At 63.8% G+C, this 21,044-nt stretch carries 23 protein-coding genes; 13 read left to right on the top strand and 10 right to left on the bottom strand.

From position 1 onward, the window contains the following. The first annotated feature begins 31 nt into the window (after positions 1 to 31). Together epmB and KUV81_RS09110 are read left to right on the top strand one after the other, a co-directional pair. Positions 32 to 1,054: an EF-P beta-lysylation protein EpmB gene (gene epmB / locus KUV81_RS09115; protein WP_222543557.1), complete on the top strand. Its 1,023-nt coding sequence runs from the start codon at positions 32 to 34 to the stop codon at positions 1,052 to 1,054. 56 nt (positions 1,055 to 1,110) lie between these two features. Next, a complete protein-coding gene (locus KUV81_RS09110) occupies positions 1,111 to 1,659 on the top strand; it encodes a hypothetical protein (protein ID WP_222543556.1) in 549 nt (182 codons plus the stop codon). A 10-nt stretch (positions 1,660 to 1,669) separates the two neighbouring features. Here KUV81_RS09110 and KUV81_RS09105 read toward each other — a convergent pair whose 3' ends face one another. Next, the gene (locus tag KUV81_RS09105; protein WP_222543555.1) at positions 1,670 to 2,497 is read right to left on the bottom strand and encodes a TraB/GumN family protein; all 828 of its coding nucleotides are present in this window, start codon (positions 2,495 to 2,497) and stop codon (positions 1,670 to 1,672) included. An 89-nt stretch (positions 2,498 to 2,586) separates the two neighbouring features. On the opposite strand from KUV81_RS09105, the gene KUV81_RS09100 reads away from it, so the two are divergent. Next, on the top strand, positions 2,587 to 2,898 hold the full coding sequence (locus KUV81_RS09100) for a prephenate dehydrogenase (protein ID WP_222543554.1): 312 nt from the start codon (positions 2,587 to 2,589) through the stop codon (positions 2,896 to 2,898). A 39-nt stretch (positions 2,899 to 2,937) separates the two neighbouring features. Here the strand turns inward: KUV81_RS09100 and KUV81_RS09095 are convergent, their stop codons facing one another. From KUV81_RS09095 to KUV81_RS09080, 4 genes are all read right to left on the bottom strand, one after another. Continuing rightward, the gene (locus KUV81_RS09095) at positions 2,938 to 3,459 is read right to left on the bottom strand and encodes a DUF3016 domain-containing protein (RefSeq protein WP_222543553.1); all 522 of its coding nucleotides are present in this window, start codon (positions 3,457 to 3,459) and stop codon (positions 2,938 to 2,940) included. A gap of 179 nt (positions 3,460 to 3,638) precedes the next feature. Beyond that, positions 3,639 to 5,342 carry a hypothetical protein gene (locus tag KUV81_RS09090; RefSeq protein ID WP_222543552.1) on the bottom strand — a complete coding sequence of 568 codons (1,704 nt, stop codon included), beginning with the start codon at positions 5,340 to 5,342 and terminating at the stop codon, positions 3,639 to 3,641. 133 nt (positions 5,343 to 5,475) lie between these two features. After that, positions 5,476 to 7,122, bottom strand: a complete 1,647-nt coding sequence (gene groL / locus KUV81_RS09085; protein ID WP_222543551.1) for a chaperonin GroEL — start codon at positions 7,120 to 7,122, stop codon at positions 5,476 to 5,478. A gap of 37 nt (positions 7,123 to 7,159) precedes the next feature. Beyond that, on the bottom strand, positions 7,160 to 7,450 hold the full coding sequence (locus KUV81_RS09080; protein WP_222543550.1) for a co-chaperone GroES: 291 nt from the start codon (positions 7,448 to 7,450) through the stop codon (positions 7,160 to 7,162). Between the two features lie 214 nt (positions 7,451 to 7,664). Between KUV81_RS09080 and KUV81_RS09075 the strand changes: the two genes are divergently transcribed. Next, positions 7,665 to 9,017, top strand: a complete 1,353-nt coding sequence (locus tag KUV81_RS09075; RefSeq protein WP_222543549.1) for an MATE family efflux transporter — start codon at positions 7,665 to 7,667, stop codon at positions 9,015 to 9,017. A 67-nt stretch (positions 9,018 to 9,084) separates the two neighbouring features. On the opposite strand, the gene KUV81_RS09070 is transcribed toward KUV81_RS09075, so the two are convergent. Beyond that, on the bottom strand, positions 9,085 to 9,606 hold the full coding sequence (locus KUV81_RS09070) for an FxsA family protein (RefSeq protein ID WP_315900063.1): 522 nt from the start codon (positions 9,604 to 9,606) through the stop codon (positions 9,085 to 9,087). Positions 9,607 to 9,798: 192 nt separating this feature from the next. Here KUV81_RS09070 and cutA point away from each other — a divergent pair, with 192 nt between their 5' ends. The 4 genes from cutA (at position 9,799) to KUV81_RS09050 (ending at position 14,135) form a co-directional block, all read left to right on the top strand. Next, complete coding sequence (gene cutA, locus KUV81_RS09065; protein WP_222543548.1) at positions 9,799 to 10,122, top strand: divalent-cation tolerance protein CutA; 324 nt, start codon at positions 9,799 to 9,801, stop codon at positions 10,120 to 10,122. Next, positions 10,119 to 11,879: a protein-disulfide reductase DsbD gene (locus tag KUV81_RS09060; protein ID WP_222543547.1), complete on the top strand. Its 1,761-nt coding sequence runs from the start codon at positions 10,119 to 10,121 to the stop codon at positions 11,877 to 11,879. Before cutA ends, KUV81_RS09060 begins: the two co-directional genes overlap by 4 nt. A gap of 159 nt (positions 11,880 to 12,038) precedes the next feature. Further along, on the top strand, positions 12,039 to 12,434 hold the full coding sequence (locus tag KUV81_RS09055; RefSeq protein ID WP_222543546.1) for an acyl-CoA thioesterase: 396 nt from the start codon (positions 12,039 to 12,041) through the stop codon (positions 12,432 to 12,434). Positions 12,435 to 12,548: 114 nt separating this feature from the next. Further along, positions 12,549 to 14,135 (top strand): cation:proton antiporter family protein, encoded by a 1,587-nt coding sequence (locus KUV81_RS09050; protein ID WP_222543545.1) that lies wholly within the window; start codon positions 12,549 to 12,551, stop codon positions 14,133 to 14,135. Between the two features lie 27 nt (positions 14,136 to 14,162). Here the strand turns inward: KUV81_RS09050 and KUV81_RS09045 are convergent, their stop codons facing one another. From KUV81_RS09045 to KUV81_RS09030, 4 genes are all read right to left on the bottom strand, one after another. Further along, entirely contained in the window at positions 14,163 to 14,735 is a 573-nt protein-coding gene (locus KUV81_RS09045; protein WP_222543544.1) for an LON peptidase substrate-binding domain-containing protein, read from the bottom strand. A gap of 562 nt (positions 14,736 to 15,297) precedes the next feature. Further along, a complete protein-coding gene (locus tag KUV81_RS09040; RefSeq protein ID WP_222543543.1) occupies positions 15,298 to 15,501 on the bottom strand; it encodes a DUF2061 domain-containing protein in 204 nt (67 codons plus the stop codon). Positions 15,502 to 15,584: 83 nt separating this feature from the next. Further along, positions 15,585 to 16,625, bottom strand: a complete 1,041-nt coding sequence (locus KUV81_RS09035) for an alpha/beta hydrolase (protein ID WP_222543542.1) — start codon at positions 16,623 to 16,625, stop codon at positions 15,585 to 15,587. 171 nt (positions 16,626 to 16,796) lie between these two features. Continuing rightward, entirely contained in the window at positions 16,797 to 17,081 is a 285-nt protein-coding gene (locus KUV81_RS09030) for a hypothetical protein (protein WP_222543541.1), read from the bottom strand. 585 nt (positions 17,082 to 17,666) lie between these two features. Between KUV81_RS09030 and KUV81_RS09025 the strand changes: the two genes are divergently transcribed. The 5 genes from KUV81_RS09025 (at position 17,667) to accC (ending at position 21,020) form a co-directional block, all read left to right on the top strand. Then, the gene (locus tag KUV81_RS09025) at positions 17,667 to 18,083 is read left to right on the top strand and encodes a DUF2057 family protein (protein WP_222543540.1); all 417 of its coding nucleotides are present in this window, start codon (positions 17,667 to 17,669) and stop codon (positions 18,081 to 18,083) included. A gap of 39 nt (positions 18,084 to 18,122) precedes the next feature. Beyond that, the gene (arfB, locus tag KUV81_RS09020; protein ID WP_222543539.1) at positions 18,123 to 18,548 is read left to right on the top strand and encodes an alternative ribosome rescue aminoacyl-tRNA hydrolase ArfB; all 426 of its coding nucleotides are present in this window, start codon (positions 18,123 to 18,125) and stop codon (positions 18,546 to 18,548) included. Positions 18,549 to 18,715: 167 nt separating this feature from the next. After that, positions 18,716 to 19,165 (top strand): type II 3-dehydroquinate dehydratase, encoded by a 450-nt coding sequence (gene aroQ, locus KUV81_RS09015; RefSeq protein ID WP_222543538.1) that lies wholly within the window; start codon positions 18,716 to 18,718, stop codon positions 19,163 to 19,165. A 25-nt stretch (positions 19,166 to 19,190) separates the two neighbouring features. Next, entirely contained in the window at positions 19,191 to 19,661 is a 471-nt protein-coding gene (gene accB / locus KUV81_RS09010) for an acetyl-CoA carboxylase biotin carboxyl carrier protein (protein WP_222543537.1), read from the top strand. 12 nt (positions 19,662 to 19,673) lie between these two features. Further along, positions 19,674 to 21,020, top strand: a complete 1,347-nt coding sequence (accC, locus tag KUV81_RS09005) for an acetyl-CoA carboxylase biotin carboxylase subunit (protein WP_222543536.1) — start codon at positions 19,674 to 19,676, stop codon at positions 21,018 to 21,020. The last annotated feature ends 24 nt before the right edge of the window (positions 21,021 to 21,044 follow it).

Genomic DNA, 21,044 nt, shown 5'->3' with positions numbered 1-21,044 from the left:
TCCAGCCGTTCTGTTGAAGTTTAACCGCTCAATGATAACCCGAAATCCCGCCGCTGTGCAGGGTGTTGACCGTGCCTGGCAACGCGATCTGGCCGACGCCTACCGCACCCCCGAAGCCCTATTGGCCGATCTGGACCTGGATCCGGCCCAGTTTGGCGACGGCCTCAAGGCCCGTCGCCTGTTTCCCATGCTGGTGCCCCGGGCCTTTGCCGCCGCCATGACGCCGGGGGATCCCCAGGATCCCCTGCTGCGCCAGGTGCTGCCGGTGGGGGAGGAGTTCGCCCAGGTGGCCGGTTTTGGTGTCGACCCCATCGGCGAGCAGGACGGCCCCCAGCCGGGGCTGCTGCACAAGTACCAAAGCCGGGTGCTGCTGATGCTGCGCGGCGGCTGCGCGGTCAACTGCCGCTACTGTTTCCGCCGCCACTTCCCCTACGCCGATCACAAGGTGGGCCCGGCCGAGCTGGCCCAGGCCCGGGACTACATCGCCGCGGACCCGAACATCAACGAGCTGCTGCTCTCCGGGGGCGATCCCTTGATGGCACGGGACGACCAGCTGGCCGGCGTGCTGGAGTCGTTTCGAGACCTACCGCAGCTGAAACGGCTTAGGATCCACAGCCGATTGCCGGTGGTGCTGCCCAACCGAATCACCGACCAGCTGGTGCGGCTGTTGGCCAATGCTCCCTGGCAGGTGGTGCTGGTGCTGCACATCAACCACCCCAATGAGCTGCAGCCTGCCCTGGTGGCCGGGCTGGCGCGGCTAAAGGCCGCGGGGGTCACCCTGCTGAACCAATCGGTGCTGCTCAAGGGGATCAACGACGACGCCGACACCCAGGTGGCCCTGGCCGAAGCGCTGTTCGACGCCGGGGTGCTGCCCTACTACCTGCATCTGCTGGACCGGGTGCAGGGGGCCGCCCACTTCGAGGTGGCCGAAGCGCAGGCCCGAGATTTGATGGCCCAGCTGCTGACCCGGCTGCCGGGCTTCCTGGTGCCCCGACTGGTGCGGGAGATCGCCGGTCAGCCCAGCAAGACACCGGTGGATCTCAAACTGGTTTAACGGCGCGGGCTTGGGTAGGATTGGCGCCCGGATTGTTTGACCTGCAAGGAGGCCCCATGTCCCGCCATTGGCTGATCACCGACATCTGGGGGCAACACGCCACCCTGGATCCCTTCATTGAGCGCCTCGGGGCCGTTGCCCCCCATTGGCAGGTGCTGGATCCCTACAGCACCCAGCGTTTCCTCTTCGAGGATGAGGCTCAGGCCTACGACTATTTCCTGCGCCGCTGCAGCAAGGCCACCTACCAGAAGAAGGTGGAAGCTCTGCTGGAGCAGGCCGAGGAGCCCCTGACCCTGCTGGCCTGCAGCGCCGGGGCCAACGCCCTCTGGCCCCTGCTGTCCGGCCCCCTGGCCCACAAGGTGCGTAAGGCGGTGCTGGTTTACGGCAGCGCCCTGCCTGCCGAGCCGGTTCGTCCTCAGTGCGAGGTGGCGATGCTGCTGTGCGCCTCGGACCCAGGCGTCCAGGCCCAGCAGGCCACCTTGGGCCAATACGGCCCGCTGCAGACTGTTAAGGCCGACCACGGCTTTTTGAATCCCCGTGCCCCGGGCTACGACGCCCGGGCGGCGGCCGAAGCCGAGGCCTGGCTGCACCAGCAGCTGGCCTGAGCCGCACCGCTCAGCGGCAGCTGGCCTGCCAGCAATCGGTGACGGTGATCCCGGCGGCGCTCAGCTTGGCCGGGATCCCCTCTTCGCCCACCAGGTGGCCGGCGCCCACGGCGATGAAGATCTTGTCCTGCTGACCCAGCCAGTCACCGATCACCGAGGCCATCTGGTCGTTGCGCGACAGCATCAGTCGTTGCCACAGCTCCGGCGAGTCCGCCAGCCCCTCGCGCATCAAAGTGTCCAGCGCCGCGTGATCCCCGGCGCGCCAGGCGTCGATCAGCGCCCCGGCGTCTTCACCGGCCAGGGCCGCCTCCAGCATCTGGTGCTGCGCCTCGGTGGAGAGCTCGGTGAAGATCCCCAGTTGACGCTCCATCCCCTCCAGCTCCCACAGGGGGCGGGACTCCAGACGGGTCAGCAGGTGGGATTCCACCCCCATCTGCGGCTGGTAGCCGGCCTTGGCCATCTCAAACAGCGCCAGCTGGGCACTGAGCAGCCAGGCGCTGGCCCCCAGATCACAGTGGATCCCGAGACTCCGGCAGTGGCGCTGCACCCTAAGGGCCAGCTCCTCCGGCAGGGGCGCCTCGGCCCGGCCGTAGCGCTGCATCAAACCCGGCAGCTGGGGGTCGCTGGGGTTGGCTTCCAGGGCCAGCACCCGGGCGTCGCTCAGGGCCTGCTCCACCGGCGCGGGGAAGGGGTAGAAATCCGGCAAGCCGACGTGGATGCTGCCCAGCAGCCAGGCGGTGTGGCCCTGGTGATCCAGCCGGAAGAAGGGGGGGCGATCCTCGGGGGCGGCCGAGAGGGTGAGCGGGAAGAGCAGCAACAGGAGCAGGAGTCTGCGCATAGGGGCCTCACTTGGGGCCGACGGGGCATCGTCGGCCGGGTTGGGTTATAATCGGCGCCTTTCACAGGCCAAGGCACACAGGACAAACCATGTCATTTGACACCGTAATCGAGCAGTACCGCAACAGCTTGCAAACCGCCTACCGCCAAGCCGTCGATGCCGATGCCATGTTGGACGCCATGCAGCAGGAGGGCCAGGCCAAGTTCAGCGCCATCTTCCGCGAGGACGCCGGCTTCACCAGCCAGGCCAACCGCTTCGGCCCCTATGTCCAGGAGCTGGCCCAGGCCCTGACCCAGTTCGAGGCCGCCCCCGACGCCGAGGCCCTGCCCCAGATGGTGCAACAGCTCGAACTGCTGTTGACCACCTTGCATCAGCTGCGCCAGCAGCTCAAAGGCGCCTAACGAAAAAAGCCGCCCGAGGGCGGCTTTTCTGATCTGGGGTTAGAGCTGCGGGGCCAGGGTCTTGCTGACCCAGTCGTCCAGCATTCGCATCTCGAAGCGCAGGGCATCGTTGTGGTAACGGTTGGTGCTGCGGCTGTCGAAGCCAAGATCCGCCAGCTTCTCTTCGCCGGAGGCTTTAACGCTGCCGTCGGCGGCGGTGACCTCGTAGCTGAAGTTGATCCGCGGCGGGTAGACGCTCTTCACGATGCGGATGTCGTTGGGGGTGGCACCGAAGGAGGGGCGCACATCACCGGCCAGGTCCAGATCCGTCACCGTGATGGTGACCTTCTCCCCTTCGGCCAGCTTGGGCTCAATGCCCTTTTGCAGGTGCTTGCCCAGGGTGGCGAACACGTGGTTCTGGTATCGGGATTGCACCCCGGAACCGGTTTTTACGTCACGGTAGTTATCGGGCTCCTGCCAAATCACGGTCACATTGCCGTCCTGGGTCGGCCACTTGGGCGCATCCTCGGCCATCGCCGCGCCGCTAAACAGGGCCAACACCATCCACATCATTTTTTTCATTTGCCAACTCCTCAGTGCACAGCGTTTTGCTTTCATTGACTTAGAAGCAATAGAGCAAAAAAGATTCAAAAAATAATTGCACGAAACCGTGTCGATTCAAACTCCGTTCAGCCATGGAGTGGGCAAAAGCCACCGGAAAACAAAAACGGGCACCCAAGTGCCCGTTTTACTCATTCCCTTCAGAGCTGGGTGGCCGGCTCGTCCTGGGCCGCCTGCTCCGGTTCCGCCTCGGCGTCCAGCGCCTTCATCTGTTCCACCAGGGCCTCCTGCTGGGCCAGGATCCCCTCGACATCCAGCTGTCCGATCATCTGCCAGCTTTGCCCCAGGTCCTTGGACACCGCCAGCAGGCTGTCCTCGCAGCGCAGCACCAGCTTGTCCGCGGTGCTCAGTTCCGGCATCAGCAAGGTACACCCCTTGGGCACTTCACTGATGGGCTGCCAACGGCGATCGGCGCCGCGCTTCACCTCCCGGGGCCCGGACATCAGGTAGAGCTTCGGCAGCGTTTTGCGCTTGCGGGTTTTCTCGTTGAACTGGGTGGGGCTGACCAGGGCGTAGACCGAGGCCTCGTGCACCCACACCGGGCCGAACTTGGCGCGGTAGAAGTCCGAGTGCACCTTGCGCGAGACCGAGTGCCAGTTTTCGCCGCCGTCGGTGCTGAACTGGGGGTAACCGGCGCCGAAGAAGGTGTTCACCTTGGCCGCCACCAGGGTGCCATCGGGCTGATGCATCAGATAGGACCACTTCTGTCCCGACTCTGAGCGCCACTGCTGGCCGTCGAACTGCCAGTGCTGGTCGTTGTGGAACACCTCCAGGACCGCGCCTTTCATCCGGGCAAAGGTGCCGCCCTGGTAGGTCCAATAGCTCTCTTCCCGCTGGAAGCGTTTGAGCTCCTGCCAGGGGCGGTCGAAGCTGTCGATGCGGTAGAGGATGGACTCCTTGTCCGACAGGGCGACGGCGTAGCGGCCGCGGTCATCGTCTCCCAGCAGCAGCGAGACCGCCGCGTCCTTGTCCGGCCCGGGCAGGCTCTGCCAACCCTCGGCCCCCTGACGCAGTACCACGCCGCGCTCACCGCCCACCACCAGGCCCTGTTCGGTTTCGGTGACGGCCCCCAGCTCCACATAGGTGGGCAGCGACATCACCTGCCACTGGCCATCCTGCTCCAGGGTCAACTGCCCCAGCCGGCCCAGGCGCACCAGGCGACCATCGCTGAGCCGATGCTGTCGGCTGGCAAAGGCGTTGTCCCGCACCACCTCGAACATGCTCTGACGGAAGCTGTCCAGTTCGTCCGACTCCCAGCCCCGCGGCGTCTCCAGTTGCACCTTATCCGCCAGCTCACCGAAGTGGGCCCGGATAAAGGGGGCGATGGGGGTGCCCTGCTCACTGCGCACCACGGTGGCGCGCCGCTCGTAGCCGCTGGTCCAGAAGCCCGGTTCCGCCCGTTGATCGCCCAGCGGCTGGTAGACCAGGGTGCCCAGATCCGTCAGCTGGCCCGCGGCCACCTTGAACAGGCCCCCGTTCCAACCCACCGGCATTCTCAGGGTGGAGGTCAGATCCCCGTTGGAGTAGAAACTCCAGAGCAGGCCCACCACGTACTCCCCCTCCGGCACCACGCCCACAAAGGCCCGGCTATTGAGCACCCCGTGTTTCACCGCGCGCAAGCTATAGGCCTTCTCACCTTCCAGCGGCCAGAGGATCACCTCGGTCCAGTTGTCGTTGTGCTGCCCCAGGCGACCGACGTTGTTCACCACCTGGACGGCCACCATGCCGGAGTCCTCCTGCCACACCTGTGCCGGGGTCAGATCCGCGCTAACGATGTTGCTCGAGGCGCAGCCGGCCACCGATGCGATCAGCAGCAGGCCGGTAATCATGCGAAGCCAGTTCATAACTTTCCTTGTTATTCAGTGCATTAACCTTAACCCCTCATGTTGCCTGGGTTGCCCGACCAACGCCAGTTCGAGGCAATAAAAAACGGGCACCGAAGTGCCCGTTTTCTGTGCTTGGCGCGAGGCCGGCAGATTACATCATGCCGCCCATGCCGCCCATGCCACCCATACCACCCATGTCCGGGGCCGGCGCGGCCTCATCCTTGGGCAGTTCGGTCACCATGGCTTCGGTGGTGATCATCAGGCCCGCTACGGAAGCGGCGAACTGCAGGGCAGAGCGGGTCACCTTGGTCGGATCCAGGATGCCCATCTCCAGCATGTCACCGAACTCGCCGGTGCCGGCGTTGTAGCCGTAGTTGCCGGAACCGTCACGCACCTGGTTGGCGATCACGGAGGACTCAACACCGGCGTTGTAGGCGATCTGACGCAGCGGAGCTTCCATGGCGCGCAGAGCCAGCTTGATGCCGACGTTCTGCTCTTCGTTGTCGCCGGTCAGCTCCACGATCTTGGCCGCCACGCGCACCAGGGCGGTACCGCCACCGGCGACCACGCCCTCTTCCACCGCGGCGCGGGTGGCGTGCAGGGCGTCTTCAACGCGGGCTTTCTTCTCTTTCATCTCGACTTCGGTGGCAGCGCCCACCTTGATCACGGCAACACCGCCGGCCAGCTTGGCCATGCGCTCTTGCAGCTTCTCTTTGTCGTAGTCGGAGGTGGACTCTTCGATCTGCTGTTTGATCTGGGCCACGCGGCCTTTGATCTGATCCTCTTCACCCACACCGTCGATGATGGTGGTGTTGTCCTTGGAGATCACCACGCGCTTGGCGCTGCCCAGGTCTTCCAGGGTGGCCTTCTCCAGCTCCAGACCGATCTCCTCGGAGATCACGGTGCCGCCGGTCAGGATGGCGATGTCCTGCAGCATCGCCTTGCGACGGTCGCCGAAGCCCGGGGCTTTGACGGCGGCCACTTTCACGATGCCACGCATGTTGTTGACCACCAGGGTGGCCAGGGCTTCGCCTTCCACGTCCTCGGCCACGATCAGCAGCGGCTTGCCGGCCTTGGTCAGGCCTTCGAGGATCGGCAGCAGCTCACGGATGTTGGAAACCTTCTTGTCCACCAGCAGGATGAACGGGGAGTCCAGCTCAACGGTGCCGTTCTCGGCGTTGTTGATGAAGTAGGGAGACAGGTAGCCGCGGTCGAACTGCATGCCTTCAACCACGTCCAGCTCGTTCTCCAGGGCCTGACCTTCCTCAACGGTGATCACCCCTTCCTGGCCCACTTTCTCCATGGCGGTGGCGATGATCTCGCCCACGGCCACGTCGGAGTTGGCGGAGATGGTGCCCACCTGGGCGATCGCCTTGGAGTCGGTGCAGGGCACGGCCAGAGCCTTGAGCTCTTCAACGGCGGCCACAACGGCCTTGTCGATGCCGCGCTTCAGGTCCATGGGGTTCATGCCAGCGGCCACGGCCTTGAGGCCTTCGTTGACGATGGCCTGGGCCAGAACGGTGGCGGTGGTGGTGCCGTCACCGGCTTCGTCGTTGGCCTTGGAAGCCACTTCCTTCACCATCTGGGCGCCCATGTTCTCGAACTTGTCTTCCAGTTCGATCTCTTTGGCCACGGACACGCCGTCTTTGGTGATGGTGGGGGCACCGAAGGACTTGTCCAGTACCACGTTACGGCCTTTCGGGCCCAGGGTGACCTTTACCGCGTCCGCCAGGATGTTCACACCCTTGAGCATTTTTACGCGAGCGTCATTGCCAAACTTTACGTCTTTAGCTGCCATTAGCTTATCCCTCTAAAGAATTCGATAACGAATGAAATTACTCGACGATCGCCAGGATGTCGGACTCGGACATGATCAGCACTTCGTCGCCGTCAATCTTCTCGGACTTCACGCCGTAGCCTTCGTTGAAGATCACGGTGTCGCCCACTTTCACGTCCAGGGCTTTCACTTCGCCATTTTCCAGGATGCGGCCATTGCCTACGGCCAGCACTTCACCGCGGGTGGACTTTTCGGCGGCGCTGCCGGTCAGAACGATGCCACCGGCGGACTTGGATTCCACTTCGGTGCGCTTAACGATAACGCGATCGTGCAACGGACGGATGTTCATCTTTGAGCTCTCCTAAAAACGCTTCCGTGTTGGGTCTTTCAAACGAAATAGGTGCAGCTTGGGCTGCCGGTTGCTCATCTATATGGGGAAGCCCCTCCCCCTTTACAAGGGGGCCGGGCAAAATTTTTTTCTTTGGCGCGGCACAGGCCACTGTTACCCTACGCGCCTTGCAGTAGACTGGCGGCCTTCGTCAGTGAGTTGAACAGGAGTCAGGATGCATCGAGAGCACGATTTGCTCAGCGGATCCATCGCCGGCACCCTAGCCCGGTTGGCCCTGCCGAACCTGTTCGCCGTGCTGAGCCTGCTGCTCTATCACCTGACCGACACCTTCTTTATCAGCCGCCTGGGCACCCAGCCCCTGGCAGCCTTGAGCCTCACCTTCCCCGTCACCCTGGTGGTCTCCTCCGTGGCCCTGGGCCTGGGCGCCGCCATGAGCGCGCAACTGGGCCGCCTGCTGGGCGAGGGGGACCGCGCCCAGGGACGCCAGTTTGTCAGCCACGGTCTGCTGCTGACCATGGTGGTGGTGGGGGTGTTCGCCTTTGGCGGGGCGCTGACCATCGATCCCCTGTTCCGATTGCTGGGCGCCGACGAGGCGCTGATCGGCCTGGTCCACGACTACATGCTGATCTGGTACCTGGGGGTGGGCCTGCTGGTGCTGCCCATGGTGGGCAACCAGGCGCTGCGGGCCACCGGCAACACCTTTACTCCGGCACTGGTGACCGCGGTGGCGGCGTTGGTCAACGCCATCCTGGATCCTCTGCTGATCTTCGGCATCGGTCCCTTCCCTCGCCTGGAGATGCAGGGGGCGGCCATCGCCACGGTGATCTCCTGGATGCTCACCTTTGTGGTGGCCCTCTACATGCTGACCGGCCGACACCGCCTGCTGGCCCGGATCAACCCGGCGCGGCTGCGGGACCACTGGCGCAGGATGCTGCACATCGCCCGTCCGGCCACCCTCTCCAACCTGCTCAACCCGGTGGCCAACGGCGTGCTGATCGCCCTGCTGGCCCGGATGGACACCGACGCGGTGGCCGCCTTCGGCGCCGGCACCCGCATCGAGTCGCTGCTGCTGATCCTGGTCACCGCCCTGTGCGGCGCCCTGACCCCCTTTATCGCCCAGAATCTCGGCGCCGGTCAGCAGGTCCGGGCCGCCAAGGCGCTGATGGGCAGCATCCACGTGGTGCTGCTGGCCCAGCTGGGGATCTACCTGCTGCTGTGGCCCCTGGCGCCCCAGCTGGCGGCGCTGTTCAGCACCGATCCCAACGTGGTGCACTACCTCACCCTCTACCTGCGCTGGGTGCCCGCCGCTTACGGCACCCTGGGGGTGGTGATTCTGTTGGCGATGTCCCTCAACGCCTACCACCGCCCCATGAGCGCCCTGATGCTTAACCTGGCCCGACTGGCGCTGCTCCTGCTGCCCGGGGCCTGGCTCGGCAGCCAGTGGCTGGGTGTAGAGGGGGTCTTTATCGCCATCCCCCTGGCCAACCTGGCCATGGGCGGTGCCTGCTACCTGCTGGCTCGCCAGGTCGCCGAACCGGCCACCCTGCCCCAACAGCAGCGGGCCTGAACCCGGCCCTTAAAACAACACACCGGCGCCCTAGGGCGCCGGTGTGTTTTGCCTGCCAGCCGCGGGCTTACTCTTTGCGTTCGTAATCACCGTCGATGGTCTGCCCGCCCCGGTTGCTGCCCGGGGTCTGGGAGTCTTTCGGGGTAAAGCCGTCCTGGCCCTCGAAGCCGCCTTGGGGACCAAAACCGCCTTGGGCACCAAAGCCGCCGTGGAAACTTTGGCTGTGCACCACCTTGAGCTGCATCCGCTTGAGCAGCGCTGCGGCCATGGGCGCCCGGGTGGCGGGGGTGAGGATCAACAAGCCGATAAAGTCGGTGACAAAGCCCGGGGTCACCAGCAGTACCCCGGCCACCGCCAGCAGCATCCCCTCAACGATCTGCTGCCCCGGGATCTCGCCGCGGTTGAGGCGGGTCTGCACCGACATCAGGGTGCTCAGCCCCTGGCTGCGTACCAGGGAGGCACCGATGGCGGCGGTCAGCAGCACCAGGCCGATGGTGGTCAGGGCGCCGAAGGCGTTGCCCACCTGGATCAACACGTAGATCTCGACGATGGGCATCACCGCGAACAGGAGAAAGAGGTAAAACAGCACTGCGGCCTCACATTTTTGGCTGGGTATTGAAACTCTAATGGGGCAAAGGCGGTCTGTTTTCAAGCCGGGATCATGTCCTGTTACACAACCTTGTGCGCTTGACCACAAAGTCACGTACAGTAGTCACCCAGCGGAAAAGACGATCACCGGTGAGTGGGTTTCCCCACCGGAAATAAGCCTGTAAAGAGCCTGATGAGCGAACACCCCCTGGTGGTGCTCTGCACCTGCCCCGATAACGACAGCGCCGAGCGCCTGGCCCAACGTTTGTTGGCCGACCGCCTGGTGGCCTGCGCCAACCTGATCCCGGGGGTCACCTCCCTGTATCACTGGCAGGGCGAGCTGTGCCGGGACACCGAGGTGCAGCTGCTGCTCAAGACCCAGGCCGATTGTCTGCCCCGATTGGAAGCGACGCTTCGCGAGGCCCATCCTTATGATGTGCCTGAAATGATTGCCCTTCCCATAGAGTGGGGCCACCAACCCTACCTGGATTGGATGAAGTTACATTGCCAGCCATGACAAAAACACTGACTCGATTGCTGCTGCTCCCCTTGTTGGGGCTGTTCAGCCTGAACGCCGCCGCCACCTTCTCCTTTTTAAAGCAGGAGCCCCAGGTGCTGCCGGTGGACCAGGCCTACCTGTTCGATTTTGACCAAAAGGACAACGCCCTGGACCTCACCTGGACCATGGCGGGAGACCAGTACTACCTGTACCAGGAGAAGTTCGTTCTCCAGGTCGACGTCGAGGGGGAAGCCACCCTGGGGGCGATCCAGTTCCCGGCGCCGGTCAACCACTACGACGAGTTCTTCGGTGATCAGCCGGTGTACTTCAACGAGGTCACCCTCACCATCCCGGTACTGGAAGCCAAGAACAACGCGTCGGTGACGGTCACCTACCAGGGCTGCCTGGACAAGGTGCTCTGCTACCCGCCCACCAAGCAGACGGTGTTCCTCAGTGACGTGGCCGCCAACGACGGCTTCATCGCCCCCAGTGCCCCGGCGGCGCCGCAAACCCAGCAAGACGGCCTGGCGGCCCTGCTGGCCGGCGATGGCCTGCTGCTGCCGCTGATCACCTTCTTCGGCCTGGGGATCCTGCTGGCCTTCACCCCCTGCGTCTTCCCCATGTACCCCATTCTCACCGGCATCATCGGTGGCCAGGGCAAGCTCTCTACCGGTCGCGCCTTCGCCCTGTCGATGACCTACGTCCAGGGCATGGCGCTGACCTACACCGCCCTGGGCCTGGTGGTGGCCTCCGCCGGCATGAAGTACCAGGCGGCGCTGCAAAGCCCGGCGGTACTTATCGGCCTGGCGGTGCTGTTCGTGGTGCTCTCCCTGTCGATGTTCGGCCTCTATAACCTGCAGCTGCCCACCAGCTTGCAGGGCAAGCTGGCCAACGCCCAGAACAAGCAGAAGGGCGGCTCCTTCGTCGGCGTCTTCGTGATGGGCCTGATCTCCGGCCTGGTGGCCTCCCCCTGCACCACGGCACCCCTGTCCGGCGTGCTGATCTACGTGGCCCAAAGTGGCGACCTGGTGCTGGGCGGCGCCACCCTGTACGCCCTCTCCATGGGCATGGGCCTGCCCCTGCTGCTGCTGGGCACCTCCGGCGGCAAGCTGCTGCCCCGAGCCGGCGCCTGGATGGAAACCATCAAGCACGTGTTCGGCTTCCTGCTGATCGCCGTGGCCATCATGATGCTGGATCGCCTCTGGCCCGGCACCGTGCTGGATCTGCTGTGGGCCCTGTGGGGCGTCAGCCTGGCCGGCTACCTGCTGCACCAGAACAAGAAGACCCAGTTCAGCTGGATGCAGACGGTGCGCAACGTGGTGATCGTGCTGGGCCTGTTCGCCAGCGTCTCCTACGGCTTCCACTCGGTGATGAACCGCAACGAGTCCCTGGCCTCCAGCCAGCACGCCGTGGACTTTGTGAAGATCAAGACCCTGGCGGACCTGGAGCGCGAAGTGGCGGCGGCCAATGCCGCGGGCAAGCCGGTGATGCTGGATCTCTACGCCGACTGGTGTGTGGCCTGTAAGGAGTTCGAGCACAAGACCTTCCCGCAGCCCCAGGTGACCGAGCGCACCGACCGCATGGTGCTGTTGCAGGCGGACGTGACCCGCAACGACGCCCAGGACATCGAGCTGCTGGAAGCCTTCCAGGTACTGGGGCTGCCCACCCTGCTGTTCTTCGACGGCAACGGTGAGGAGCTCAGCCAGCTGCGGGTGACCGGCTTTATGGGGCCCAACCCCTTCGCCGAGCACCTGGACCTGGTGCTGGCCCAGTAACCCTCCCCACCCCGCCCGGCTTGTCCGGGCGGGGTTCGTTTTGGGGCAATGGCGCCCCCTGATGGGGCAGTCGTCCCGACGCGCTCCCCACTTCCCAACACGGCATCAATGGGTTAACCCCTGGCACGCTTCTGGCAGCACCGAACACGGAGGTGCGCCATGAAATACTACAGCCGCCGGGTGATCAAACCCGAGGATCTCAACCCCGGCCAGAGCCTGTTCGGTGGCCGGCTGCTCAGTTGGCTCGACGAGGAAGCGGGGATCTTCGCCGCCTGCCAGATGGGCAGCCAGCGTCTTGTGACCCGCCGCATCGGTGAGATCACCTTCCATCGGCCCGGACGCCAGGGCGAGGTGATCGAATTTGGCCTGGCACTCAGTCATTGGGGGCGCACCGCGGTGACCCTGCGCTGCGCGGTACGCAACAAGGCCGACCACAGCGTGCTGGCCACCGTGGAGGAGATGGTGTTCGTCAACCTCAATGACCGGGGCCGGCCCGCGCCCCACCGCCTGGCCCGACAGCCACTGCTGCCAATGCCGCGCCCGGGGGGCCGGTAATCACATTTGTGAGCCAGACCCGGCGCCCTGCCGGAATTAAGATTGGCAATCAAGGATCTGCAGCACGTAAAATGGAGGGAATTTGCCACCCCAAGATTCAGGATCTCCCCCGTCATGGACCCGATGCTGCTGTTGTTTCCCCTGCTGCTGGCCCTGCTGGCGACCCTGCTGGGCTTCCCTCCCCTGATCGGCTACCTGGCCGCCGGCTTCGCCCTCTATGGCAGCGGCGTCGAGGCCCTGCCCTTTCTGGAGCCCATCGCCGATCTGGGGGTGTTGCTGCTGCTGTTCGCCATCGGCTTGAAGCTGGATCTGCGCAGCCTGGCCCGGGCCGAGGTGTGGGCGGGCGCCAGCATCCACCTGCTGCTGACCATGGTGATCACCACCTCCGCCATCAAGCTGTTCGGCACCATGGGGATCGCCCTGTTCGGTGAGCTGGACCTGAACCAGGCCATACTGCTGGCCTTCGCCCTGGGCTTCTCCAGTACGGTGTTCGCCATCAAAGTGCTGGAGGAGCGCGGTGAAACCCAGTCTCTCTACGGGCGCACCGCCATCGGCATCCTCATCATGCAGGACCTGTTCGCGGTGCTGTACCTGACCGCCAGCAAGGGCGCCCTGCCCTCCCCCTGGGCCCTGCTGCTGCTGGGCCTGCCGCTGCTGCGGCCGCTGCTCTACCGTCTGCTGGACCGGGTGGGCCACGGCGAGATGCTGGTGCTGTTCGGGCTGGCGATGACCCTGGTGCTCGGCGCCGCCCTGTTTGAGGCCGTGGGGCTGAAACCGGATCTGGGCGCCCTGGTGCTGGGGCTCTTGCTGGCAGGCCACCCCAAGGCCTCGGAGCTGTCCAAGTCGCTGTTCCTGTTCAAGGAGCTGTTCCTGGTGGCCTTCTTCCTTACCATCGGCCAGCAGGGGCTGCCCTCCGGGGCCGAGGTGGTGACCGCCCTGGCGCTGCTGCTGTTGCTGCCCATCAAGCTGACCCTGTTCCTGGCCCTGCTGACCCGATTCCGGCTGCGCCTGCGCAGCGCCCTGATGGCCAGCCTCTCACTGGGCAACTTCAGTGAGTTCGGCCTCATTGTGCTGACCGCCGCCATCGCCGCCGGCAGCATGGATCCGAGCTGGTTGCGGGTGATGGCCCTGCTGGTGGCCTTCAGCTTCCTCATCGCCGCCCCCCTGTCCACCCACGGCCAGGGGATCTACCAGGCTCTGCGCAACCGGTTGCTGCGGCTTGAGCGCCACCCCCTGCACCCGGAAGATCAGCCCATTCGCCTGGGCCAGCCCCGGGTGCTGATCTTCGGCATGGGGCGCATCGGCTCCGGTGCCTACGACGATCTCATCCAGCACTACGGCGACAGCCTGCTGGGGATCGATCACAAGCAGGAGATCATCGAGCGGCATCAGAACGAGGGCCGCCGGGTGGTGCTCGGTGACGCCACCGACACCGATTTCTGGGACAAGCTGGAGCACTCCGATTCGGTGGAGCTGGTGATCCTGGCGATGCCGGCCCACCAGGGTAACCTGTTCACCGCCGAGCAGCTGGCGCGCATCGACTTCCCGGGCCGGGTGGCGGCGATCTCCCGTTGGCCGGAAGAGGCCGAGGCGTTGGAAGCGCTGGGGGTGACCTCGGTGTACAACATCTACCAGGCGGCCGGGGCCGGGGTGGCGGAGCAGGTGGTGGAGCTTATGGGCAAACAAACGCCCGCCAGTTAGGCGGGCGGCGTCACCGAGTCGACGGGGTTACTGGTGTGACAGGATGAGCGACAACACGTACTGCATCGTCTTGTCGCAATCCGGCTGTCCCATCAGACGCTGCTTCTCCTGCTCCACCAGGGGCAAGACTTCGAGCCAGCGCTGACTGACCCAGCAGGCGTCCTCCAGGTGGGGTTCGTGGTACAGGTGACCCAGCTCCGGCTGGGCCTCGTAAAGCCGGCGCAACGCTTCCCCCAGTACGGAGAAGGAGTGGTCCAGCGGTTGTGAGGGCCAGTTGCACATCTTCAACACGTCCCCCATCCAGACGCCATCAGGCGCGGCCCAGGTGTCGAGGATGCGGATCTTCTGCCGCCCCTCCACCACCACGGACAGGGTGTCGTCGTCCAGTTGAAAAAAGTCCACCACGTCCACCAGGGTCGCAATGGGGTAACAGGGCATGTCGCCTTCCTCGCGGCTCATGCAAACCGCAATGGAAGCCCCTTCCTTGAGGGATGCGGCCACCATCCTTAATTGCCCGGGAGTAACGATGCGCAACTCCTTTCGACCCTCCGGCAACACCGGATCGTCGATGGGGAGCAGCGCCGCCTCTATGCGTTTCATAGCGGCCTCCTCGGTGACGGTGTCTCCAACAGTTTAGCTCTGATTATTCAGACCGGTACCCCCTGCTGCGGCTTTCAACGGCAAAAAAGCGATTGAACTGATGCGTCTTTTGCGTTGGCCCGCCCGCGCCCGCTCGTGAGAGTCTTATCCCAAGTCAGGCGGGATATCGCGTCCTTCCCATCCGCGATACGCGTTCGAGTTAGCCCTGAGCCCCTGCCCGACCTTTCATCATCCTCCTTAGACAAAGCCAGCGCCCGTCGCTGGCTTTTCTTTTGCTACGTCCATTACCCCAGCCCTGGTTCAGTCAAAAAATCGATTAGCCAGATAGGGGGAACCCGTTGGCGCCGAACCCCCTCACCGTGGGACAGTGTCACCAGACCTAAGGGCACCGGCGGTGCCCACCCTCCCTGCAAACGGAAACGGTCTTTCATCATCATCCCTGCAAGACTGCCGACGCCCCCGCGTCGGCTTTTTTTTTGCCTGCCATTGGCCGGGCAAAAAAAGGGCCGCCCCAAGGGCGGCCCCGTAATCGTGCGGCGGCAGGCGAGCGAACCCGGTTCTTTTATGCCGCCATCGGCAGTTGGCCCGCTTCACGGCGTTGCTCAATCCGTTTCCACACCCGTTCGTGGACGGCGTACCCCAGGGTGTTGACCAGCGGCTCCAGCACCGCCAGCAATCCGCCGATCACCAGGCTGCCGGTGATGAGGTACGCCAGGGCAAAGGCGATGGAAAAGTGCATGATGGCGAAAGTGGTGGTCTTGAGCATGGTGGTGTCCTCCCGAACTGATGACTTAATGATAACGGTTATCATTTGCATTGCAATGGTGTTCGGTCGGTTGGCCTAATCGGTCAAAGCGAACGCAGGTGCGCCAGGGGATCCGCCCTCAACTCTTCGAGCGCCGGCACCAGCGCCTCCCCCAGGGCCACCGCCCGCTCCCAGTGGCGGATCCGGGTGTCGCTGTCGTAAGCGGAAAAGTCGGTCCGATCCGGCAGTTTGCCCCCCGGCAGGGTGGCGATGAACGCCGGTGACGGGGTGAGGATCACCACCTTGTTGAAGTTGTCCCGCGCCCGGCGCCAGCGCAGATTCTTGTCGAACCAACCCGGGGCGGCGTGGGGGTAGAAGTGGGGGTAGAGGGTCAGCCCGCCCCCTTTGAGTGCCGGCAGGTCCAGGTGGTAATCGGTCACCCCGCCATCGAAGTAGCGCCCCGGCGCCATCCCCGGCAACCCGGTGACCCCGGAGAGCACCAGGGGAATGGAGCCGGTGGCCAGCAGGGTGGGCAGCAGATTGTCCGCATCCAGGAGCCCCTGGACGCTGGCCAGATCCGTCATGCCGGAAAAGGGGCTGTCCGGCTGGGCGCTCATCAGGCAGCGTCGCCAGTGCCAGTCCAGGCTGCGACGGCTCAGCAGATTGGTCAGGGCCGTCACGGCCAGACCCGCCCCCTGCGCCGCCCGGTGACGGCGGCCGTTCAGGTGGCGTCCCCGGCAGACGATGATGTTGAGCCGCCGATGGGGGTTGCTGGTGATGGCGTGGGCGCGATCGCCCACCGCTGCGGCCAGAAGCGCCTCACACACGGCGTCCACCTCCGCCGGCGTGGGCGGTCGCTCGTAGCGCTGATGGATGTAGCCCTGTTGCAGGCGTCGATGCGCCTGGTCATCCTCGGGATCGCTCAGGGTGGCACAACGCCAGGCCCCGGAAGAGGTGCCCAGCAATGAGAGAGGGTGATCCGTGGGAAAGAAGCGGTACAGCAGATGGCGGTCCAGGGCGGCCAGGGGAAGCCACTTGGGCCCGCCACTGGCGGCGATCACCTTGTCGAACAGTTCGGGCAGCAGCCCCTCTCGACGGATCCGGGCCTCGGCCTCGGGGCCCGCCAGCAGTTGCAATGGCAGCATCACGGCGTCCTGAGTCAGCATGCGCTCGAGCGCAGCAATCGAAAAGCGCCATGCTACCACGAGGGCGCCAATGAAAAGCCCCGCGGGAGGCGGGGCTTTAACGGGATACTGATGTCACTGTCTGTTGAAACCGGGAGCACGGACTCCCGTCGCAGGCATGGGGGACTTTGGTTATTGGCTGCCTTTGTAGTCGCCCCGGGCCTTGGCTTCGATGACCTGCTGGTCAAACGGCTTGGGATCCAGCAGTACGTGCTTGGCCAGCACCGCGCGATCACCCTGGCGGCCTTCCACGACCACACCCAGATCTCGCATCACCTGCTGCTGTGCATTCAGCTCAGCGCCCTGGTACTGGTTGGCGGAAACGTAAGGCCGATCCGCTTCCCGGCTCATCGGAGTTTCAGCCACCGCGGAAAAGGCAATGACAGCTGACGTTAGCACGACACATTTGATTTTCATGGGGACTCTCCTTTGTTAACACCCGGTTATCATATTACATAGCCGGGTAACACAGGGCAACCATGCAGTCACGAGTGAGAGAGTAAACATTTTAAACATATGATTTATTTATTTTTAGGTTCGAATGAGGCCCCCCAAAACCGACCCATCCCCCGGCTTTTGACCCCCTTCGCCCCCGCCGGTTTTACAGGCGTAAACTCAGAACAACAGCGGGGCCGAAATGTTAATTTTCAGAGCATTGTCTCGCCCGAGGCTCATTTATCAGCCGTTATGTCATGCCGCACCCCGTTTTACTCACCGCTGAACTGAACAGAGATTCAAACGGAGTCGTATATTCCAAATCAGCGAGACTTGATCGTTCACTTCGTGATCGTTCGCGCATTTAATCCGCAGATTTGTTATTTTGGCGTTTGTCTTTTGTATTATTTTCGTTATTTCATATTCCGGCGGCCATTTATTTATTAACAATTGACACAGGCTGAAATAATTTCAAAGCAGATCAGCGAGTTTTGCTGTCAACCTGGGACAATCGGCCTGACCGGGGAACCGCTATACTCATAAAGAAGACCCGAAGGAGGGCGCGAGATGAACCGAGGGATTGTGGCCCTGCTGGCCCTGCTGATGCCGCTGTGTGCCTTAGGGGGCGAGTTGTGGCTGCCCGAGGGGATCTACGCCACCGCCGTCAACGGCGCCCGGGTCTCCCCCCATCAGGACCGCCTGCCCCTGACCGAGGGGAAGCAGGTGGTGACCCTGCGCTACGCCAATCCCTACCGATTCCACAAAGAGCATCATGAAGTGGTGATCTCCAAACCTTTCTACCTGGTGTTCACCGTCGACGACGCCGGCCCCTACCGGGTGCAGGCACAGCTGCCCACGGATCTGCAGCGGGCCAAACGCTTTGCCCGACAGCCCGAGGTCAGTCTGGTTCGCTCCGGCGAACCGGTGGCGTTCGAGGCCTACGTCGGCGATGAGGTGATCAACGCCCTGCTCAGTCGCCCCTAAACGGGTGAATTCCCCCGGCGTTGTCGCTACCATGGCGGCATGCTCACCCTTTCGCAGCGGGTCACCATACCGGCCCAGGAATTGGAATTTCAGATGATCCGGGCCAGTGGCCCCGGCGGTCAGCACGTCAACAAGACCAGCACCGCCATCATGCTGATCTTCGACGTTAAGCACTCCCCCAGCCTTCCGGAACATTACAAAAGCCGGATCCTCGCCCGCGCCCACCCCAACCTCACCCCCGGTGGCAAGATCATCATCAAGGCCCAGCAACACCGCAGCCAGGAGATGAACCGCCAGGACGCCCTGTCCCGGCTCAAGGCCATGATCGACGCCGCCATGGTGGTCCAGAAGAAGCGGATCGCCACCAAACCCACCCGCGCTTCCCAGAAACGACGCCTCGACAGCAAGAAGCGGCAAGGTCAGACCAAAAAGCTCCGACAAGGCAAACCAGGCAGTTACGACTGAACACTGGTCGGATTTTGCTGAGATTAGACCAGTATTATGCTGCCATGTACGGCTAAGTCGTTATAATGGCTCCCCAACAATGGATGAGTGGTAACTACTGGTCAGACTTTAGGCGCCTCGCGCAAATGTCGCCTGTTACCCCTTAAATCGCTGCGGATAGAAGCAATATGTCGAAACAAATCCAGATTCTGCTGGTCAACGGTCCGAACCTGAACCTGCTGGGACAGCGGGAACCGGGCCATTACGGCCACCAGAGCCTGTCGCAGATCGTGGAAGCCCTGACGGAGCAGGCCGCCCAGGCGGGTGCCCAGCTGACGCACGTCCAGAGCAACCACGAAGGCGCCCTGATCGACGCCATCCAGCAGAGCCAGGCGGACTTTGTGATCATCAATCCCGCCGCCTACACCCACACCAGCGTTGCCCTGCGGGATGCCCTGCTCGGCGTCGCCACCCCTTTTATCGAGGTTCACCTCTCCAACGTCCACGCCCGGGAGTCGTTTCGTCACAACTCCTACTTCTCCGACGTGGCCATCGGGGTGATCTGCGGCCTGGGAGCGGACGGTTACCGTTACGCCCTGGATGCCGCCCTCGCTTTTCTTGAACGCCAAGCAAACTGAATAGATAACAGGATTGAGCGCCCCTATGGACATTCGAAAAATTAAAAAACTGATTGAACTGGTACAGGAGTCCGGCATCGCCGAGCTGGAGATCACCGAGGGTGAAGAGAGCGTGCGCATCGCCAGCACCTCCGCCCCGGTTGCCGGCCCGGTCACCTACGCCGCCCCGGCCCCGATGGCTGCGCCCGCTGCCGTTGCCCCCGCCGCTGCCCCGGCACCGGCCGCTGCGGCTCCGGCTGCCGCGGACGACGGCCTGCCGGCCGGCCACAAGGTGCTCTCCCCCATGGTGGGCTCCTTCTACCGCGCCCCGGCCCCGGGCGCCAAGCCCTTCGTTGAGGTGGGCGACACCGTCAACGTGGGCGACACCCTGTGCATCATCGAAGCGATGAAGATGATGAACCAGATCGAAGCGGACAAAGCGGGTGTGGTGAAAGCCATCCTGGCCGATAACGGCGACCCGATCGAGTTCGACGAGCCCCTGTTTATCATCGAATAAAGGACGGCCACCATGTTGGATAAAGTGGTGATCGCCAACCGTGGCGAAATTGCCCTGCGGATCCTGCGCGCCTGTCGCGAACTGGGGATCAAGACCGTTGCGGTGCACTCCACCGCCGACCGCGAGCTCAAGCACGTGCTGCTGGCCGATGAGACCATCTGCATCGGTAACGCGCCGGCCACCGAGAGCTACCTGAACATCCCCGCCATCATCGCCGCCGCCGAGGTGACCGATGCCATCGCCATCCACCCCGGCTATGGCTTCCTGGCGGAGAACGCGGATTTTGCCGAGCAAGTGGAGCAAAGTGGCTTCATCTTTATCGGCCCGAAAGCCGACACCATTCGCCTGATGGGGGACAAGGTCTCCGCCATCGAGGCGATGAAAAAGGCCGGCGTACCCTGCGTACCGGGCTCCGACGGCCCGCTGACCGAAGACAGCAAGCGTAACCTGCAGATCGCCAAACGCATTGGCTACCCGGTGATCATCAAGGCCGCCGGTGGCGGTGGTGGTCGCGGCATGCGCGTGGTGCGTGAGGAGAGCGAACTGCTGGAAGCCATCGCCATCACCCAGTCCGAGGCCGGCGCCTTCTTCGGCAACTCAATGGTGTACATGGAGAAGTTTTTGGAGAACCCGCGCCACGTTGAGGTGCAGGTGCTGGCCGATGGCCAGGGCAACGCCATCCACCTGGGCGAGCGGGACTGCTCCATGCAGCGCCGTCACCAGAAAGTGGTGGAGGAGGCCCCGGCCCCCGGCATCACCGAGGAGATGCGTAAGTTCATCGGTGAGCGCTGTGCCCGCGCCTGCATCGAGATCGGCTACCGCGGTGCCGGAACCTTCGAGTTCCTGTACGAGAACGGCGAGTTCTACTTCATCGAGATGAACACCCGGATCCAGGTGGAGCACCCGGTAACCGAGATGGTGACCGGTGTGGATCTCATCAAGGAGCAGCTGCGCATCGCCGCCGGTCAGCCCCTGTCCATCACCCAGGACCAGGTGGTGATCCGCGGCCACGCCATCGAGTGCCGGATCAACGCCGAAGATCCCAACAGCTTTATCCCCTCTCCGGGGACCATCACCCACTTCCACCCGCCCGGTGGTATGGGGATCCGTTGGGACAGCCACATCTACGCTGGCTACAAGGTGCCGCCCCACTACGACTCCATGATCGGCAAGCTGATCACCTACGGGGAGAACCGCGGCATCGCCATCGCCCGGATGCGCAACGCCCTGCAGGAGCTGGTGGTCGACGGCATCAAGACCAATGGCCCGCTGCAGCAGCTGATCATGGCGGACGAGAACTTTCAGAACGGTGGCACCAACATCCACTACCTGGAGAAGAAGCTCGACGCCGAGCACTGAGTTGGCGCGCTTCGAACAAACCGG

The organism is Ferrimonas balearica (assembly GCF_019802085.1).
In the GTDB taxonomy this organism is placed as follows: domain Bacteria; phylum Pseudomonadota; class Gammaproteobacteria; order Enterobacterales; family Shewanellaceae; genus Ferrimonas; species Ferrimonas balearica_B.
The sequence above is the reverse complement of the archived record's forward strand: the minus strand, read 5'-3'. Positions and strand labels throughout refer to the sequence as shown.

What these genes read in the sequence shown, in the direction of transcription:
- epmB (WP_222543557.1), top strand. Translation starts at nt 32, where the DNA reads ATGATAACCCGAAATCCCGCCGCTGTGCAGGGTGTTGACCGTGCCTGG.
- KUV81_RS09110 (WP_222543556.1), top strand. Translation starts at nt 1,111, where the DNA reads ATGTCCCGCCATTGGCTGATCACCGACATCTGGGGGCAACACGCCACC.
- KUV81_RS09105 (WP_222543555.1), bottom strand. Translation starts at nt 2,497, where the DNA reads ATGCGCAGACTCCTGCTCCTGTTGCTGCTCTTCCCGCTCACCCTCTCG.
- KUV81_RS09100 (WP_222543554.1), top strand. Translation starts at nt 2,587, where the DNA reads ATGTCATTTGACACCGTAATCGAGCAGTACCGCAACAGCTTGCAAACC.
- KUV81_RS09095 (WP_222543553.1), bottom strand. Translation starts at nt 3,459, where the DNA reads ATGAAAAAAATGATGTGGATGGTGTTGGCCCTGTTTAGCGGCGCGGCG.
- KUV81_RS09090 (WP_222543552.1), bottom strand. Translation starts at nt 5,342, where the DNA reads ATGAACTGGCTTCGCATGATTACCGGCCTGCTGCTGATCGCATCGGTG.
- groL (WP_222543551.1), bottom strand. Translation starts at nt 7,122, where the DNA reads ATGGCAGCTAAAGACGTAAAGTTTGGCAATGACGCTCGCGTAAAAATG.
- KUV81_RS09080 (WP_222543550.1), bottom strand. Translation starts at nt 7,450, where the DNA reads ATGAACATCCGTCCGTTGCACGATCGCGTTATCGTTAAGCGCACCGAA.
- KUV81_RS09075 (WP_222543549.1), top strand. Translation starts at nt 7,665, where the DNA reads ATGCATCGAGAGCACGATTTGCTCAGCGGATCCATCGCCGGCACCCTA.
- cutA (WP_222543548.1), top strand. Translation starts at nt 9,799, where the DNA reads ATGAGCGAACACCCCCTGGTGGTGCTCTGCACCTGCCCCGATAACGAC.
- KUV81_RS09060 (WP_222543547.1), top strand. Translation starts at nt 10,119, where the DNA reads ATGACAAAAACACTGACTCGATTGCTGCTGCTCCCCTTGTTGGGGCTG.
- KUV81_RS09055 (WP_222543546.1), top strand. Translation starts at nt 12,039, where the DNA reads ATGAAATACTACAGCCGCCGGGTGATCAAACCCGAGGATCTCAACCCC.
- KUV81_RS09050 (WP_222543545.1), top strand. Translation starts at nt 12,549, where the DNA reads ATGGACCCGATGCTGCTGTTGTTTCCCCTGCTGCTGGCCCTGCTGGCG.
- KUV81_RS09045 (WP_222543544.1), bottom strand. Translation starts at nt 14,735, where the DNA reads ATGAAACGCATAGAGGCGGCGCTGCTCCCCATCGACGATCCGGTGTTG.
- KUV81_RS09040 (WP_222543543.1), bottom strand. Translation starts at nt 15,501, where the DNA reads ATGCTCAAGACCACCACTTTCGCCATCATGCACTTTTCCATCGCCTTT.
- KUV81_RS09035 (WP_222543542.1), bottom strand. Translation starts at nt 16,625, where the DNA reads ATGCTGCCATTGCAACTGCTGGCGGGCCCCGAGGCCGAGGCCCGGATC.
- KUV81_RS09030 (WP_222543541.1), bottom strand. Translation starts at nt 17,081, where the DNA reads ATGAAAATCAAATGTGTCGTGCTAACGTCAGCTGTCATTGCCTTTTCC.
- KUV81_RS09025 (WP_222543540.1), top strand. Translation starts at nt 17,667, where the DNA reads ATGAACCGAGGGATTGTGGCCCTGCTGGCCCTGCTGATGCCGCTGTGT.
- arfB (WP_222543539.1), top strand. Translation starts at nt 18,123, where the DNA reads ATGCTCACCCTTTCGCAGCGGGTCACCATACCGGCCCAGGAATTGGAA.
- aroQ (WP_222543538.1), top strand. Translation starts at nt 18,716, where the DNA reads ATGTCGAAACAAATCCAGATTCTGCTGGTCAACGGTCCGAACCTGAAC.
- accB (WP_222543537.1), top strand. Translation starts at nt 19,191, where the DNA reads ATGGACATTCGAAAAATTAAAAAACTGATTGAACTGGTACAGGAGTCC.
- accC (WP_222543536.1), top strand. Translation starts at nt 19,674, where the DNA reads ATGTTGGATAAAGTGGTGATCGCCAACCGTGGCGAAATTGCCCTGCGG.